General features: G+C 40.6%; 15 protein-coding genes. 11 read left to right on the plus strand and 4 right to left on the minus strand.

Translation table 11 applies throughout. From position 1 onward, the window contains the following. Positions 1-116: 116 nt before the first annotated feature. The 3 genes from EGM47_RS09460 to EGM47_RS09470 are packed head-to-tail and all read left to right on the plus strand — an operon-like array spanning position 117 to position 1,952. A complete protein-coding gene (locus tag EGM47_RS09460; protein ID WP_206052155.1) occupies positions 117-1,031 on the plus strand; it encodes a septum formation inhibitor Maf in 915 nt (304 codons plus the stop codon). After that, positions 1,028-1,585, plus strand: a complete 558-nt coding sequence (locus tag EGM47_RS09465) for a mechanosensitive ion channel family protein (RefSeq protein ID WP_124980567.1) — start codon at positions 1,028-1,030, stop codon at positions 1,583-1,585. The genes EGM47_RS09460 and EGM47_RS09465 overlap by 4 nt, the downstream gene beginning before the upstream one ends. A 43-nt stretch (positions 1,586-1,628) precedes the next feature. Beyond that, positions 1,629-1,952, plus strand: coding sequence for a translation initiation factor (locus EGM47_RS09470; RefSeq protein WP_124980568.1), 324 nt, complete (start codon positions 1,629-1,631; stop codon positions 1,950-1,952). 468 nt (positions 1,953-2,420) lie between these two features. On the opposite strand, the gene EGM47_RS09475 is transcribed toward EGM47_RS09470, so the two are convergent. The 3 genes from EGM47_RS09475 to EGM47_RS09485 form a co-directional block, all read right to left on the minus strand. Next, positions 2,421-5,336, minus strand: a complete 2,916-nt coding sequence (locus tag EGM47_RS09475) for a S8 family serine peptidase (protein WP_124980569.1) — start codon at positions 5,334-5,336, stop codon at positions 2,421-2,423. A gap of 632 nt (positions 5,337-5,968) precedes the next feature. Beyond that, a complete protein-coding gene (locus EGM47_RS09480) occupies positions 5,969-6,256 on the minus strand; it encodes a 4a-hydroxytetrahydrobiopterin dehydratase (RefSeq protein ID WP_124980570.1) in 288 nt (95 codons plus the stop codon). Positions 6,257-6,261: 5 nt separating this feature from the next. Next, positions 6,262-6,453, minus strand: coding sequence for a CsbD family protein (locus tag EGM47_RS09485; RefSeq protein ID WP_124980571.1), 192 nt, complete (start codon positions 6,451-6,453; stop codon positions 6,262-6,264). Between the two features lie 122 nt (positions 6,454-6,575). Here EGM47_RS09485 and EGM47_RS09490 point away from each other — a divergent pair, with 122 nt between their 5' ends. The 6 genes from EGM47_RS09490 to EGM47_RS09515 all read left to right on the plus strand — a co-directional run bounded on the left by EGM47_RS09490 (position 6,576) and on the right by EGM47_RS09515 (position 11,280). Next, a complete protein-coding gene (locus tag EGM47_RS09490) occupies positions 6,576-7,322 on the plus strand; it encodes an autotransporter outer membrane beta-barrel domain-containing protein (protein WP_124980572.1) in 747 nt (248 codons plus the stop codon). A 73-nt stretch (positions 7,323-7,395) separates the two neighbouring features. After that, positions 7,396-7,914 (plus strand): SRPBCC family protein, encoded by a 519-nt coding sequence (locus EGM47_RS09495; RefSeq protein WP_124980573.1) that lies wholly within the window; start codon positions 7,396-7,398, stop codon positions 7,912-7,914. A 5-nt stretch (positions 7,915-7,919) separates the two neighbouring features. Beyond that, positions 7,920-8,618, plus strand: a complete 699-nt coding sequence (locus tag EGM47_RS09500; RefSeq protein ID WP_124980574.1) for an SDR family NAD(P)-dependent oxidoreductase — start codon at positions 7,920-7,922, stop codon at positions 8,616-8,618. Further along, on the plus strand, positions 8,618-9,940 hold the full coding sequence (locus tag EGM47_RS09505) for a cryptochrome/photolyase family protein (protein ID WP_124980575.1): 1,323 nt from the start codon (positions 8,618-8,620) through the stop codon (positions 9,938-9,940). Before EGM47_RS09500 ends, EGM47_RS09505 begins: the two co-directional genes overlap by 1 nt. 39 nt (positions 9,941-9,979) lie before the next feature. Then, positions 9,980-10,639, plus strand: a complete 660-nt coding sequence (locus EGM47_RS09510; RefSeq protein ID WP_124980576.1) for a hypothetical protein — start codon at positions 9,980-9,982, stop codon at positions 10,637-10,639. Positions 10,640-10,713: 74 nt separating this feature from the next. Continuing rightward, a complete protein-coding gene (locus EGM47_RS09515; protein WP_124980577.1) occupies positions 10,714-11,280 on the plus strand; it encodes a hypothetical protein in 567 nt (188 codons plus the stop codon). A 171-nt stretch (positions 11,281-11,451) separates the two neighbouring features. Here the strand turns inward: EGM47_RS09515 and EGM47_RS09520 are convergent, their stop codons facing one another. Continuing rightward, positions 11,452-13,887 (minus strand): zinc-dependent metalloprotease, encoded by a 2,436-nt coding sequence (locus EGM47_RS09520; protein WP_124980578.1) that lies wholly within the window; start codon positions 13,885-13,887, stop codon positions 11,452-11,454. A gap of 222 nt (positions 13,888-14,109) precedes the next feature. Between EGM47_RS09520 and EGM47_RS09525 the strand changes: the two genes are divergently transcribed. Together EGM47_RS09525 and EGM47_RS09530 are read left to right on the plus strand one after the other, a co-directional pair. Further along, positions 14,110-16,311 carry a RelA/SpoT family protein gene (locus EGM47_RS09525; protein WP_124980579.1) on the plus strand — a complete coding sequence of 734 codons (2,202 nt, stop codon included), beginning with the start codon at positions 14,110-14,112 and terminating at the stop codon, positions 16,309-16,311. Between the two features lie 4 nt (positions 16,312-16,315). After that, the gene (locus EGM47_RS09530) at positions 16,316-16,780 is read left to right on the plus strand and encodes a Fur family transcriptional regulator (protein ID WP_124980580.1); all 465 of its coding nucleotides are present in this window, start codon (positions 16,316-16,318) and stop codon (positions 16,778-16,780) included. Positions 16,781-16,782 lie beyond the last annotated feature (2 nt).

Below are 16,782 nucleotides of genomic sequence, written 5' to 3' on the forward strand. Positions count from 1 at the left end.
GATGCTAAATCTTGGTGGTAGACAAAGAATCATTTCGGTTTTATTCGATAGGCTTTATCACAGTTTTAGTAAGCATCCACACTTATAAATATACCTTTGTAAAAAATATGAGGTCGATGAAGTATTTGTGGTTAATGATTATTCTGTCCATAAGTTCCTGTAGCACCAACTCCAGTAAAGAGGATGAGGAGCCAATCACATCAACAGCGCCTTCCTTCAAAGATTGGGAAGATAGAAATCTTTCTAAAGAGTTTGAAGACTACTGGTATAGCGGTACATCAGAAATTTCAAGTTACGAACTGAGTCAAGCGAGATACGGAGAACTCAGAAGTGGAACGGCGGTCATGGTTTTTGTTACTGAACCTTTTGATATGGTTCAACAGGTTAAAGCCGATCAGGAAGATGGAAATGTTCAATCTGTTCTGAAGTTGAATGCCACACGTAATTTCAACACAGGGATTTATCCATATACGTTGATGAGCAGCACTTTCTATCCGCTAGAAAAGGATCAGAATGCGATTAAGATAGCTGGCAGTATTCAAGAATGGTGTGGACATACTTATATGCAGTTGAACCAGCGTGATGATCGTTATCAAGCTGTTCTCCACTCCTATTTCCAAAGTGAGGGCAATCGCAATTTTGATATTGGCCTGACCATGACTGAAAATCAAATCCCGATACAATTAAGACTAGGACCTCAAAACATGCCTGTCGGCAGCTTTGAAATGATTCCCAGTGTGGAGTTTTTGAGGCTGAAACATCATGAAGCAAGAGCGTATAGCGTTAATGCTCAATTGGATACGCTAGATGATGAATTTGTCTATAGCGTGAAGTTCCCAGCATTGAAACGGACCATTTCATTCAGGACCCAAAAAACTTTCCCTTTTAAAATTCTATCATGGAAGGACAACTATGAGGATGGTGGTTCTCCCATGGTTTCTAGTGGTACATTAAAGAAAACCATTAAAACAGATTATTGGAATAAAAATTCCAACGCAGATCAAATTCTTAGAAACAGCCTAGCATTATGACAAATTTCTTTTCCAAACCAGAGGTAATCCTGACCATTGCGTTATTGGTCTGTACCTTTATCGCCCATCGCATTATCATTTGGAGCGCCGCAAAGCTGTCGCGTAAGGTCTCCCGTTCAGAATTGCGAAAACAATACCTGAATCGTTATACGGGATATGTAATATGGACGATTTGCGCTATCGCTATTATTTTGGTTTGGGGCTTCACTACAGAAGGTTTTTGGGTAGCCTTGGGTTCGACTTTTGCAGTGATCGGTGTAGCGTTGTTTGCCAGCTGGAGTATCCTGAGCAATATCACCGCCAGTTTTATATTATTCTTTTCCTTTCCTTACAAAATTGGGGACAGGGTGCGCATTCACGACAAAGATCTACCAGTTACAGCCACCATAAGCGATATAAAAGGTTTTTATGTGCTCTTAGTGACCGATGAGGGCGAGATCATCACCTATCCCAACAATCTTCTGCTGCAAAAAGGTGTATCTATTTTGAACGAATCCCAGGACTCTATTTTTGATCTGCCTGCCGAAGTAGAGGAAGTGGATCGAACTGTATAACGAACTGTATAACGAACTGTAAAAATCCAGAAAAAAAAGTATTATGGACTTGAGCGACCAACTTAAAAATGCATTTCCCAATCACGAATTCAAAGAGGAAAAGCCCGAAGAGAAAAGTAACATCTGGTTACAGGAAGATCCCTTATTGTGCAAATTTGAAAAGCGCAAGGGCAAGGTGAACACGATCATCGCCGGCTACACTGGTGCGACTGCTGATTTTAAGACGCTGGCCAAAGAACTTAAAACAAGTTTAGGCGTAGGTGGGAGTTTTAAAAATGACCAAATCATTATCCAAGGCGACTACCGGGAGCGTATTATGGAGATGCTCAAGGAAAAAGGATTTAAAGTCAAACGTGTGGGCGGCTGATCTTTGAAATAATTTTTCTTGATTGACTTCAATGATGATTGTAGCGCTTTCGCGAAAGCAGAATTTCACCACAAAGCTCAATGCCTGTTTAGTAATCGCAAATAGTCTTTACGCAGGAGAAATAAATGAAATAATAATTCTCAACTCGAGAGTTCAATGAGCCTGTAAGTCCAATTTTCATTCAATTACTGCGCCAGCACATACGAGTATGCGCGACAAATCAATACCTGTATACCTATCTGCACATTCCAATAGGATCGAGTTTCAATCATCAATCCCTATCAATTCTGATTATTACAAAAATGGGGTTATTCATTGTTTAGTTCAATGAATAACCCCAAATTTTGGCTACGATAGCTGATCTAATTAAACTATCATAGGAGACTTCACGAAGGTTTTATAGTTTCCGCTAAATGACACATTTTGAAATGCCTTCATTAGAATAACCTCCATTGATAGTCAAGTGAATTATTTCTTCACGAATCTCTTCACTACTGTTTCTCCATCCATCTCCAACCTAATCAAATATACACCAGTAGCAAGCGTAGAGATATCGATCTGCTTACTGAATTTACCTTCGAATACAGTTTGTCCGGTCGTATCATAAATGCTTAAACTATTAATTTTTAAGTTATCCGTAACAATATTGATGTTATCAACCGCTGGATTGGGATATAGAACGATCTGCTGCTGGATTTCAGATGTTCTTTGATCAGCGATTGCATCCTTTGGTTGTGCAGCATTAAAGTTTGGATCACCTAAAAGTACGACGGCATAATCTTCTACTTCTCCATATTCAACTCGGGAACATGGGCCATTGATTATATCATAATGCATAATCACCCTCATACGGGTACGACCATAGCCTATCTGTTGAGGAATGTTAAATGTGCCTATAACACGAGTTGACTCAGAAAAAGATCTTTCGTACACCAACTCTCCAGGATCATCAAAATCTCCGTCCCTGTTGTAATCAATGTACACAGCATAATCCTCTGGAAATCTCTGACCAGACCATCCTGGTTGAATAGCAACACTTCTAGTTTCCAATGGACCTATTTCAGTAAACATGGACTGAAAATCTGTAAAATTACTATAGCCACTATAATTCTCTGACGGTCCAGAATCATTCAATATATCAATGAAAGAGACTTGTTGAATCCATTCAAAAGTATTATCTGGTTCAGCCAAACCTATCTCGCAATATCCATCTGGCTCGGGAATGGTTGCTGCTCCAATATTGATTACCACATTATCCAAACCAACCACGGCACCAACGTCAAAGCGATTCCTGCTATAAACAAATCTCAACTCCATATCTCTACGGAAAAAAGGTTTCTGGAAATCAACACTCGCCGTTTCCCAACCAGAGCTTCCAAAAGAGCTCCATATCGGCTGCCAAAAATCATCACTTAATCTCATTTCCAACTTCAGGTAGCCTTTTCCATTGGGTCCTGCCATATTATAGGAGAAGGTAATATTACCGAGGCGCTCACTGCCCATATCTAAAATAGGCGTGAATAAATGAGCCTCGTGAGACCATCCATATACGTTTTCGTCAGGAACCACCAAGAAACCATCTCCTTGTTCAGCTTGCATTGGCAATACGACTCCGGCATTTGTAACTTCCTCACTATGCTTCCACTCCACAACATTTCCTATACCCCCTACACTCCATGGCAGCACAGACTCTTGCTCAAATCTCTCATAATAAGGAAATTCTGTCCTGGTCACCTGAGGGATATCATCAACGGATATTACTGATTGAATACCAGTGATGATTAGTGAAAAATTTTGGATGTTATTTTGAATGCTTCCTTTATGGTTTATTGTAATTGTATAGATACCACTAGCATTATCAACATCTACTCTTTCATAATTATCTACTGTATTGTCGCCACGATCATTACTGGTTATGGAAGTAAGCTTCCAAGGAAGATATTCCGTTCCATTTTGAGATACTCTAATATCTAAATCATTTACCAGTACTGGAGTGGATGAATTGACATCATTCTGCGTTGGCCCAGGGACATCTGTCCATGAAATAGAGGCTATCAACTTATCAATATCATTAGAAGCCACTGTAATTGTATAGGATTGACCATTATAAAGTTCTATTTCATTAATAACCGCCGTTGAGCCACTTGCGGTGATAGTTTCTGCAGCCTTTTTTGAGTTGAGCAAACCCCAACCTGTAGTAGCATCTGGTCCTGGGCCGGCAACATCGTCTGCGGTGTGAAGCGCGAGACCTTTGAGCGTGGCGGCCCTCATAAAACTGTTGTTCAGGTTCTGATAATGCTGTTGCAACAGAATCAATGAACCGGCGACATTGGGGGCGGCCATAGAGGTACCAGATTTTAGACCGTAGGCACTATCAGAAAAATCTAGTGCAGAATAAACAGATAAGCCATTACCTCCTATATCAGGTTTGATGCGTAAATCATCAGTTGGGCCTTCACTTGAAAAAGTAGCTCGTCTGATTAAAGATGTAGGATTTCCAAGGCTGTCTACCGATATATCAGCAAATGCTGCCACTACAAGATTATTTTTAGACACAGCCTCATTTAACAACTTGTCATATTCCGAATTACCGTTTAAAGGCATACTGTTAATATCGTCCCTGTTCCCATCATTTTGAGCTGATTTGACCGATAGATAATATGGAGCATTGTACAAAACCTCATCCCATTCAAAAGCTCTCGTATTATATTGTCCAAATAGTTCGGCCGGAACGACAAAATCTATAGTGTTTCGTCCATAGCTATGATTGGAAATCAAGAGGCCATTGGCTGCAGCTTGAGCGGCCTCCGCGATGTCATTGCTTGACGTATAAGCATCAATATGGGCATATGGCGCCATACCTTTTGCACTTGGATCTATTCCTGCGGCAGCAATGGTTCCCATGACATGATTAGCATGATAGGAAGAATAATTAAATGTATCTTGCTGGGTGACCCTGTCTGTACCTCCTGGCCCATCAAATTCCTGATGGGTCAACCTGGGACTTCCTACCTCCCAAACTCCAACAGTCATACCCTGACCATCCAGCTGTAGTCCAAGGCCACCTCCAGAATTTATAAAATTGGTCCGCGTTGTGCGGGCTGCATTGACATTATCGTCGGTAAAATAAACTGGTCGCCCTTGCTCATCAAAATATTGGAGAACAGACACGGATTGATTCCCTGTCTTGACTACCATGGGTATGTTATTTTCTTGGGCTTTGAGTTCAAGGTTCTGATAATCCTTGTTTTTCTCTTTTTGCAAAGCGCGTAATTGAACCATATTTGACTTGGCTCTAATCTTAGCGATTTGTTGCTGATTTTGTGCATTTGAATAGCCCATACACATCAGAAATGCGATGATGGGGAAATAAATCTGTTTCATAATTTAAGGGGTTTGATTTTTCAGGGGTTATGTAATGATGAAAACGGTTAAACTTTGTTGCAATAAAAGTGGAAACTATTGAACAAATCAAGAATGAATAATTTCCTATAAGCAATCCATCAAAATAAAGGGAGATATGCTGAAAAACCAAATTTTTTTAACATTTTTTTAAGTCTTTAAACCCTATCGTTTAACTATGGATTTCACCGTGATCACTGGACATAACGACTGTGGTGGCAAGAGATAAGAGAACAATTAAACTATTGGAGCGAAACAAGGTATTGAAAATATAGTATTGGAAATTGTAAAAATAAGTTAGTATTCAGTTGATCAACTCCACACAATGGAAATCATGGGTTGAAAGAAAATCTAATCTAATCGATGATCCACGTTCTCATTGATAAAAGAGACTTAATTATTGGGGGGTATTTTCAACTGAACTATTTTAAGCCTCAGCATGAATTGGACGGTAAATGAAGGTGATCATGAAATATAGGTCTCCGTTTCAACATTTATTTAGTTCGCCAGGCACTGTAAAGACCTGTTCAATTACCAGAATTGTGAAAAGGTCTAAAACAAAAAAATCCCGTTTGAAAAAACGGGATTTTTAAATGTTAAAAATGGATCAATAATTATTCATCACCCACTATATGCTCAATCGCATGAGCAAGTTTAAAATCTTTTTCTGTGAGTCCACCAGCATCATGTGTGCTTAAACTAATTTCTAGCGTAGCATAAGTATTATGCCAGTCTGGATGATGTTCCATCTTCTCAGCTTCAAGCGCGATACGGGTCATTACAGAAAAACAATCCATAAAATTGTCAAATTCAAAAACTGTATGGATGGCATCATCATAGTGATCCCAACCTTCAAGATTCTCCAGATGTTTTTCAATCTGTGCGTCGGTCAGTTTGCTCATAAGGTTTATTTTGAGTCGCTGTCAAAGGCATTTTTAACCTTGCGTTTGGCCTCACCAAAACCTTCTTTGATCTTTCCTTCTGCCTGTTCGGCTTTTCCTTCAGCTTCCGTACTGGAATCATTGGTGAGCTTTCCATACTCTTCTTTAGCTTTTCCTTTGGCTTGATCCCATTTTCCTTCTAGTTCCTTGTCGCTCATAATTATTGTTTTTTTGATTATTACCCTAAATTTAAGATCGCTTTCGCGAAAGCCAGCCCAACAAAATCCTAATCCTACACTAAAGCTTTCCCAATACGCCAAAAGTCTGCTATCTTTATATCATGAAAAAAACATGGCTTTTACTGCTGCTTCCAGTCTGCTTGTGGGCGCAAAATGATTCTTTGGTCAATTCCAAATTCAAGGACGCTGTTCACTTGAGAGAGGTGCCCAGGCATAATTGGGTGATCGATTTGGGATTGACAGAAGCTACAGGAGACTATGCCGATATTGCCAGAACCGGACTGAACTTGGGTGCCGAATATGTGTATTATGTCAATAAAAATCTCGGTATTGGTGCTGCAGCTAGACACCAATACAATGAGTTTGCCTACCTGGATTTTCAAAATTCAGATACTGTGAATAGCACAGATAATAACTATTCGATGACCTCCGTCTCCATAGGCCCTAGTCTCAGCCTAACTAAAAAACGCTTTCAAATTGATTTTTTTGCCAGGTCTGGGGTGGCCTTCTTGAACAATCCAGATAATTTGGTAACTCAGCTCGGAGTTGGTAATACACAGGTTTTTGCAAGTGATCAGACAAGTTCCTCTGACGCGGCTGCGTTTTTGGAAGGTGGTATTAGGCTTAATTATTATTTTAGAAGAAGTGTCCAGGTATTTTTTGCCCCTCAATATTCCACCACCCTAGGGAAACCAATTACCTATACCATACGCGATAACGACTCAACTGCTCCCATCGTCCCCAATACATCTATTCGCATCAATGCTAGTAATCTATTACTCAATCTGGGAATCAAAATTGCCATTGGAAAAGAATATAGCAATGGTGAGTGCCGGATAGATGATTAAACACAGATTTTAACAAGTCCTTATCGGTTCGCTGTTTGTTTAGGTATTAACTTTAAAACTTAAACAAACAAAGTTGAAATTATACCAATTTTCTTCCCAACAAAATCTTCCTATTTCTGTTCCCGAAGCCTGGGAATTCCTTACTGATGCACGCAATTTAAAATTGCTTACTCCAGACGAATTAGAAATGGAGATTCAATATGGAACAGAGCGTGGGATGTATCCGGGCCAATTAATAGAATATAGCGTCAAGCCTCTACCCTTCTATCGCACCCATTGGGTCACTCATATCACCCAAGTAGAAAAAGAGCGTTTTTTTGTGGACGAACAAATGTATGGTCCCTACGCCACCTGGCACCACAAACATTTTATCAGCGCTATTCCTGGTGGAACACTCATGGAAGATTTGATCCACTATCGCTTACCTTTTGGGTGGTTGGGGAAATTGGGCGCTCCCATGGTCAGGAAAAAACTGGAAGAGATTTTTCGCTTTCGCGAAAGCGCACTCATACGCCATTTTGGGCAATTTCATGAATCTGATGCCGATACAAAACCTCAGGCATCGCATCTTAAACACGAAATTTTACAATAAATCCTATGTCAAAGAATATTTTACTCATCGGCGGAAGCCACGGAATCGGCAATGCCATCGTCCAACATATGCACCAAGATCACAACATTATTGTAGCCTCCAGGGAAAATGAAAACCTACCCGACGGTGTCAAGCACATCCAATTTGACGCGCTGAATGACGAGCTTGATACCAGCGAATTACCAGATTCCCTGGATGGATTTGTTTATTGTCCAGGTAGCATCAACTTGAAACCCTTCAAAATGCTGAAACAAGAGCAATTTGATGAAGACATGAATATCAACTTCTTTTCACTTATTAAAGTTACACGCAATGTTTTGCCTCTGCTAACTGCAGCGGGTAACAGTAGTATTGTCTATTTTTCTACTGTAGCCGTAGGAACGGGTATGCCTTTCCATACCAGCGTGGCTGCCGCCAAAGGAGCCATTGAAGGTTTTGCAAAAGCCTTGGCTGCCGAATATGCGCCTACGGTCAGAGTTAATGTGATTGCTCCTTCCCTGGTTGACACTCCATTGGCGGGACGACTGTTGAACAGCGAAGACAAAAAACAGAAAATGGGAGACATGCATCCGCTGAAAAGAGTAGGAACTCCAGAGGATATTGCACAAGTAGCGTCTTTTTTACTTGAAAAAAACCAAGGCTGGATTACCGGTCAGGTAATTGGTGTTGATGGCGGTAAATCTACTTTAAATCTAGGCGCTTAATGGCTGAAGCAGTAAACGTTTTTTGGTTCAGAAGGGATTTGCGTCTGGATGATAATGTAGGTTTTTATGAAGCTTTAAAAGCCGATCTTCCAGTGTTGCCCATTTTTATTTTTGACAAGGAAATACTGGACGAACTTCCAGAAGATGATGCTCGGGTAACTTTTATTTATGAAGAGTTGCAACGCATGAGAAAAACTTTACAGGACGATCACGGGAGTTCGCTGGCTATGTATCATGGTAAACCAGCAACCATATGGAATCAACTGATGAATGATTATGATATTCAGGCAGTGTATACCAACAGGGATTATGAGCCTTACGCCAAAGAGCGGGATGAAACCATTACTAAATTACTGGAAGATCAAAACATATCTTTTCACAGCTTTAAAGATCAGGTGATCTATGAAAAGGATGAAATCGTTAAAAACGATGGAGATCCTTATGTAGTTTACACACCTTATAACAACAAATGGTTAGAACATTTCCGGGAAGATTTTGGCTCGGGTGAGGACCAGAAGTTTTATTATACCAATGATGTATTGGGTAATCTGATTAAAAATCTGCGCCTACCCAATTTGACTTTGAGTGATATGGGATTCAGAAAATCCAGTATTGAGGTACCAGAATATAAAGTAACACCCACACTGATTGAGGAATATGAAGACACCCGTGATTACCCTGCCATTGATTACGGAACTTCAAGGTTAGGAGTTTATCTGCGCTTTGGAGTGGTGAGCGTTAGAAAAATGGTGCGTAAAGCAGATCATGCAAAAAATAAAACCTTTTTGAGCGAACTCATTTGGCGGGAATTTTTCATGCAGATTCTTTACCATTTTCCAGACACTAGAAAAAAAGCCTTTAAGTCCAAATACGATCGGATTGAATGGCGCAATAATGAAGACGAGTTTGACCGATGGAAAAACGGGCAGACGGGTTATAAAATGGTGGACGCAGGTATGCGTGAATTGAACGAAACTGGTTATATGCACAATAGAGTGCGCATGTTAGTGGCCAGTTTTTTATGTAAACACCTATTGATCGACTGGCGTTGGGGTGAAGCTTATTTTGCTGAAAAACTCTTGGATTATGAAATGTCCAGCAATGTGGGGAATTGGCAATGGGCAGCTGGTAGTGGTGTAGATGCTGCTCCTTACTTCAGGATTTTTAATCCTATCACCCAAAAAGATAAATTTGATAAGGATCGGGAGTACATCAACCAATACGTTCCAGAACACGATACCAGTGATTATCCAGACATGATGGTAGATCATAAAGAGGCACGTGAAAGATGTCTTAAAACCTATAAGGAAGCGGTGCAGTAAATTTACCTTTGGTTGATAAACCACAAATCCTCCACTCCTATGAAAAATTATTTTTTACCTGTTTGCCTGGCCTTGGCAACGATATTAATGGGTTGTAAAAACAACCAGTCCGATCAGGAAATTGAACCCGAACAAGACATGGTCGATAGTCTTACCGTCAAAGCTCAAGACACCCAAGACCAACAAATCAGCAGTAATCCTAACAATAGCAGTGCGACACAATCAAACTCGGTTGAGGTTGATACAGGTCTCAATAGCTTTGATTTCAATCAGGCAATTCAACACATGGAATTAGATGGCCTAGAAGTAGGCATGGAAGCTAAAGATTTTCAGGAAATGAATATCAAAGCCAACCAAAATGTGGAAAAGAAGGAGCGAACAGATAGAAAAGGTGAATACCATGAAATTAGCAAGGGTGGTATTCCGATCGTTGAAGTTCACATGAATGGAGATCGAATCTCACAGATCCATTTGGTGAGCAAGCAATCTACTCCCAATGATATGGTTGGTGTTGGAACAAATTATGCGAGCTTGAAGTTAGTTTACCCCAATAACCAAAGCTCGATCGGAAATTCGGCTAGCTCTGATAAAATCATGTTGTCGGATAGGATTCATCTACAAATGAGTGCGACAGCTAAAACTGGTACAGACTCCACTTTTCCAGAGGCTGCTGAAATTGAGCGAATAATTATCCAATAAGGTTCGGGAAGTACTTTTTACGAGTGGAGGAGGTAGATTCTTGACGTTTTTTTAGTTTTGAAAAAATTAGATACGTGAAAAATTTAATCCTCTTAGTTGCTATCATTATCCTTAGTTCCAACTGCAAGCCTAAGGAATCAAACAAGATATCGGATGAGAGCAACGTTAAGGAATACCCAGTCAGTGATGTTCTACTTGATCCATTTGATCCTACAATAGCACTTGAATCGCTGGGTTTGGAGGAACTCGATTTGGGTAAAAACTTACCCGATTTGGCCCTAATTACTCCTGAGGGCACCGAATTAGAACGTTCAGTTTACAGAACCGAGCAAAGTAGTTTTGATGTGATTTACTATCGAGAAAATGGCCCTCACTTGATTAGATTCTATCCCGATATAGATCGCATGTTCATGATGACTTTTCTCGAACCAGAAGCAGTGCCAGATTCTATGATCAAGCCAGGAAATGTCTGGGCTGACCTTAAAAAAACCTATCCAGGTGTAGAAGTGGAAAAAGCTTATGATGGAAGGTTGGTAGTAAGAGTACCACAGTTGACTTTTGTTTTGGATGCAAAAAACATCGATCCTAAGGAAATTCCGCCAGGAACCAGAATTCAGGAGATAACAGCCCAGGGCCAGTAACCCGAACTCAATAAAAAAAGGCTGTCCGAGGTCATAAGCTTTAATGTTGTCAAGTTTGAGCTTGTCAAAGACCTTTTGAAAATCCAGAAGTTAAAAACTTCGACAACTTCAGTTTGACATGATAAAGTTTCTTGTTGGACAGCCTCTTTTTTGCATCGCTATAAAGTATGCCTACTTTTCAGGTTCAAGGATGATATCAACCCTGGCCAATAGATCTTCGTAATGATATTTGTTGATCGTATTGGAAGTTCTACTGAAACTTCTCAACTGATTCTTCAAACGCTTCAGTTCACCACGTACCAATGCCCGGATATCGCTTTGTGAAACATTGAAACCTGCACGGTTTGAATCCCCAGTCATCAGATAGCCTAAACGCTCGACATAAGCGCGCTGCAAATTACGGGTATACAAATCCACATTTCTGTTATTGAATAAGCCAGTTCTCATATCCACTAACATATTTAAAGCTGAATAATACTGGTCATTAAAAGTCTCGGCATTGATTAATCTACCGATACGATCAAAACTGAGCAAGTTATTCAAGTGACGTACCTGAAGCGAACGTACTTTTTCAAAATAGGCCTCATGATCGATGTTTTGCAATATACTTTTATCGATTAACCATGAAGGCGTGTCAAATAAATTGGCTTGTAGCCATTGTACAGAAGCCCGTTGGGTTTCAGCATCAACGTTGGAATATACCACACCTGACTGAGAAGGTTTTTTAAGGTTTTCATTGACTCCTCCTACATTAGTAACCACGTGGCCTACATATCTTGAATACACCCCTATGAGTTCGCTGTACAACTCTTCAAGATCATTATAATCATTGGTTTGGTCAGATGTCCATACGGGAAGGTTTTTGGCCACATACTTTAAATTTTTTAAAGCGTAGGTACTGGCTTTGATTGGGTCATTCCCAATGGCTTCTGTCTGCGACTGTGGGTCAAACCTGCTGCTCTGACGACCAAATTTGTATTTGGGGTCACCAGCTTTTTCTTCAATCCAGGAATTAAGGGTCGATACCTCTTCTTGTGCTGTATCTGCCTCAGGAATTACACGATAACCCCAATTCACCGCATAATGATCGTAAGGTCCCATCTGTCTTACAAACCGAATATTTTCGTCACCAGGTTGGGCGATGTAGTTGTACCTGGCATAATCCATCAAACTGGCAGCGATACCAAACTCTTGGGTAAATGCACCATTTCTGTAATCTTCCACGTCATAGGCATAACTGGCTGCCATATTGTGTGGAAAGCCCAAGGCGTGTCCTACCTCATGAGCGATTACCTGTCGCATCATTTCGCCAATTTCTTCTTGTGGGGTATCCAAAGTTCGCGCACTGGGATTGGCGGCTGCAGTTTCTAATAAGTATCTGTTTCTGTACGACCTCAAGTGATTGTGGTACCAAATAATATCGCTCTCAATAATCTCCCCACTACGTGGATCACTAACGCTGGGTCCTACTGCATTACGCGTGGTACTGGCCACATATCTCACTACACTATAGCGTATATCTTCAGGACTAAATTCTGGATCTTCTTCTGGTGTAGGAGCATCACGCGCAATAATAGCATTCTTAAAGCCTGCTGTTTCAAAAGGTCCCTGCCAATCCTCAATACCTTGTTTGATATAAGGTTTAAGGGATTCTGGGGTTCCTGGATCCAAGTAATAAACAATAGGTTTTACCGGTTCTGTCAATTCCCCTCGGGCATAGGCTTCAGGGTCCTTGGGTTCTAATCTCCATCGTCGTATATATGACTTTTCATCAGCTTTAAGTGCCTCACTGCTGTAATCGATTTGGTCAACGTTAAAGAAACCTACCCGTGGATCATACAATCTAGGCTGCATAGGTTCTTTGGGTAATAAGATCATGGATTGGTTCATCTGCAGGCTTATGGATCCTACCGAAGCGTTAGAAGGTGGCTCAGTAGCTGTGTAGGTCATGTCCTGTTTTACTTCGATATTTTCAGGGAAAGATTTGACGGAATGAATAAAACTCCGATCCCTATCCAGGCTGCGTACTTTGTAGGATCTTCTCAATCGGGAATTAAGACCACTAATGGCTTGTACGTCCGAGGCAAAAAATTTGCTTACATCAATGACGGTAGCCGTAGAGTCCTTATCAAAAGCCAAAATATCAAAGGCATACAAAGTTGGCTCATAGTTATTCACTTTGACAGATTTGCTAATAGCCGCATTTTCATCCAGGGCCACTTCAGCATAAGACTTTACCTTGAGTAAAATTTTATCTTGAAAACGTTCCCAGGCTACAACTTGCTCATTTGTTTTACTACCCGCATTCATGTAGCCTCCCCCTAAATTGGAAGGAATCTGTGAGATACGACTGACCCAAAGCATGTCCATACCCAACAAGCTATCTGGAATCTCGTAGTAATATTTATCTTTAACTTGATGCACCTTGAACACTCCCTCATCCGTCAAAGCATCCTTAGTGATGATTTTGGAATAGGGTTTAAACCGGTCATCTTTCTTTTCCTTTTCAATCGGAGACTTTACTGCAACAGCTTTTTTATTGCTGGCACAAGCAGTGATCAGTACGCAGATGACGACCAGCCAGCCAGTCCAATGGATTTTCTTCATGGGCATTTTTATTTTTTGTTTAAAAATCACAAGTTAAGGCCTGCAAGAGTAATTTCCCATTTTGGGGTATACAAATTAGGACGATTCGCACAAATATTGTGCTTGAAGTGAATTCCACCATCAGCTTTTGCGTCAAGCCTTACAAAAGGAAAGGGGAAACCACTATTGTCGACTTAGGTTTTATTATTGCCCATGTTGACAAAGTAGTTTAATTTTACTCATATGACCGAGGTGCAAATTGATAAGGAAAATAAGCTGATCGCAAAAGGTTACAAAGACCTCTTGAAGATCAGTTACCAGACCTTGACCGATACTGACAAGAAGTTGATACGCAAGGCTTTTGATATTGCTGTCGAGGCGCATGCTCCACAAAGACGTAAATCTGGAGAGGCTTATATTTTCCACCCTATCGCTGTCGCGAAAATCGTTGCCAAACAAATAGGCCTGGATGCGACCGCCATTGCCGCTGCACTCCTACACGATGTGGTAGAAGATACCGCCTATACGCTCGCTGATATAGAACGTATATTCAATGAGACCATCGCTCGTATTGTGGATGGTCTCACCAAAATTGCCCATTTAAAGAAAGAAGCAGACATTTCCCAGCAAGCAGAAAACTTCCGGAAAATGCTGCTGACCCTGAACGACGACATCAGGGTGATAATTATTAAAATTGCTGACAGGCTGCACAACATGCAGACCATGGATAGCATGCCTGACTATAAACAAGTCAAAATTGCGAGTGAAACCCTCTATATCTACGCTCCTATCGCACACCGTTTGGGATTGTACAACATCAAGACTGAACTCGAGGATCTTGGATTAAAGTACACAGAGCCTGAAGTGTACAATGACATTCAGCAGTCCATTGCAGAAAGTAAAGAGCAGCAAAAGAAATATATTGCAGACTTTAGCGGAGTAATCGATGAAAGTCTTCAAAAAGAAGGGCTGGAATATCAAATTTCCGGTCGACCCAAATCCGTTTTTTCCATACGTCGTAAAATGCTCAAACAAGGCGTAAGCTTTGACGAAGTATATGACAAATTTGCTATTCGTATAATTTTTAGAAGCGATCGTGCCAATGAAAAATTTCTGGCATGGAAAATTTATTCTGTGGTAACAGATCACTTTGTTCCTAATCCTGTCCGCTTACGAGATTGGATCAGTTCGCCCAAATCTACCGGCTATGAAGCCCTACATATCACAGTAATGGGACCTGATGGCCGTTGGGTGGAAGTACAAATCAGATCCGAGAGGATGCATGAAATCGCTGAAAAAGGCTATGCAGCGCACTATAAATATAAGCAAGGTGACAAGGAAGACGGTCTAGACGAGTGGCTTAATCGTTTACAAGATGCGTTGGAAAACCCTTCTGCCAGTGCAGTAGACTTTGTAGAGCAATTTAAACTCAACTTGTACAGCAAGGAGATATTTGTCTTTACACCTAAAGGCGAACTCAAATCTTTACCTAAAGGAGCTACGCCTTTGGACTTTGCTTTTGCCATCCACACCGAGATAGGTATGCAAACCAGAGGAGCCAGGGTCAATGGTAAACTGGTGCCGCTGAGTCATGAGCTCAAGAGCGGTGATCAGGTGGACATCATCACCTCTGAAAATCAAAAACCTACCAAAAACTGGCTGGATTACGCTACCACAGCCAGGGCCAGAGCCAAAATCAAAAGTGCCCTGAAGGAGGATCAAAAACTCATAGCTGAAGAAGGTAAGGTTGTACTGGCGAGGAAGTTGAAATCCCAGAAGATTAGTTTGGATCAGAACACCGTCAACCAAATGGTCAACTTTTTCAAATTAAAGACCAGTCACGATCTGTTCTACAGAGTGGGTACAGGGAATATCGATAATAAAGCGATTAAGGATTATGCCAATAGCCGTAGCAATGCCTTGTACAGCTTTATCAAAAACAAAATCCGCAAGCCGAAAGAAAATCCAGATATCAATAAGGAGGAAATTACCGAGACTTATGACGAGCTGGTTTTCGGAAAGGAAGGCACTACCCTGGATTATACGTTGTCAAAATGTTGTAATCCAATTCCGGGTGATCCAGTATTTGGTTTTACCACGGTAAGTGACGGGATCAAAGTGCATAAAAACAATTGCCCAAATGCCATTAGTCTCCAAAGTAAATTTGCCTATCGTATCATTAGCGCCAAATGGATTGATTCCTCGCAAAAAGAACACAAAGCCGATATCAAGCTCACTGGAATGGATCGAATGGGATTGGTACAGGAGGTTACACGTCTGATTTCAGAGAGTATGCACGTGGATATAAGAAATATATCCTTTGATAGCAACCACGGTGTATTTAAAGGAAATATAACGGTTGTAGTCCCTAATATCAATCTGCTGACCAAACTCATGCAGAATCTCAATAAAATAAACGGTATCGATAAAGTTACCAGATCATAAAATTATGTCAGAAATTATCAACACTTTGGAGAAGGAACAGGAAATAGTGCGTAATGTGTTTACCCAATTTCTAAACGAAAACAAGCACAGGAAAACACCTGAGCGCTATGCAATTTTGGATGAAATTTATGCCAGTGAGGAGCACTTTGATGTGGAATCATTATACATCAAGATGAAAGAGCAAAATTATCGTGTAAGCCGCGCCACACTTTACAATACGATCGAACTTTTATTAGAATGTAAGTTGGTGAGGAGACATCAATTTGGTCAAAATCAATCACATTATGAAAAATCGTATTTCGATCGTCAGCATGACCATCTTATCCTTTCAGATACTAACGAAGTAATTGAGTTTTGCGACCCCAGAATAGAGTCAATAAAAAAGACTATTGAAGAGGTCTTTGATGTCAAGATAACCAATCATTCTTTATATTTTTACGGGCTGAAAAACACAACTGAAAAACAGTAACA

The sequence above is a fragment of the Nonlabens xiamenensis genome (assembly GCF_003865345.1).
Classification (GTDB): domain Bacteria; phylum Bacteroidota; class Bacteroidia; order Flavobacteriales; family Flavobacteriaceae; genus Nonlabens; species Nonlabens xiamenensis.

What these genes read in the sequence shown, in the direction of transcription:
- EGM47_RS09520 (WP_124980578.1), bottom strand. Translation starts at nt 13,887, where the DNA reads ATGAAGAAAATCCATTGGACTGGCTGGCTGGTCGTCATCTGCGTACTG.
- EGM47_RS09475 (WP_124980569.1), bottom strand. Translation starts at nt 5,336, where the DNA reads ATGAAACAGATTTATTTCCCCATCATCGCATTTCTGATGTGTATGGGC.
- EGM47_RS09510 (WP_124980576.1), top strand. Translation starts at nt 9,980, where the DNA reads ATGAAAAATTATTTTTTACCTGTTTGCCTGGCCTTGGCAACGATATTA.
- EGM47_RS09470 (WP_124980568.1), top strand. Translation starts at nt 1,629, where the DNA reads ATGGACTTGAGCGACCAACTTAAAAATGCATTTCCCAATCACGAATTC.
- EGM47_RS09505 (WP_124980575.1), top strand. Translation starts at nt 8,618, where the DNA reads ATGGCTGAAGCAGTAAACGTTTTTTGGTTCAGAAGGGATTTGCGTCTG.
- EGM47_RS09525 (WP_124980579.1), top strand. Translation starts at nt 14,110, where the DNA reads ATGACCGAGGTGCAAATTGATAAGGAAAATAAGCTGATCGCAAAAGGT.
- EGM47_RS09530 (WP_124980580.1), top strand. Translation starts at nt 16,316, where the DNA reads ATGTCAGAAATTATCAACACTTTGGAGAAGGAACAGGAAATAGTGCGT.
- EGM47_RS09490 (WP_124980572.1), top strand. Translation starts at nt 6,576, where the DNA reads ATGAAAAAAACATGGCTTTTACTGCTGCTTCCAGTCTGCTTGTGGGCG.
- EGM47_RS09460 (WP_206052155.1), top strand. Translation starts at nt 117, where the DNA reads ATGAAGTATTTGTGGTTAATGATTATTCTGTCCATAAGTTCCTGTAGC.
- EGM47_RS09500 (WP_124980574.1), top strand. Translation starts at nt 7,920, where the DNA reads ATGTCAAAGAATATTTTACTCATCGGCGGAAGCCACGGAATCGGCAAT.
- EGM47_RS09485 (WP_124980571.1), bottom strand. Translation starts at nt 6,453, where the DNA reads ATGAGCGACAAGGAACTAGAAGGAAAATGGGATCAAGCCAAAGGAAAA.
- EGM47_RS09465 (WP_124980567.1), top strand. Translation starts at nt 1,028, where the DNA reads ATGACAAATTTCTTTTCCAAACCAGAGGTAATCCTGACCATTGCGTTA.
- EGM47_RS09480 (WP_124980570.1), bottom strand. Translation starts at nt 6,256, where the DNA reads ATGAGCAAACTGACCGACGCACAGATTGAAAAACATCTGGAGAATCTT.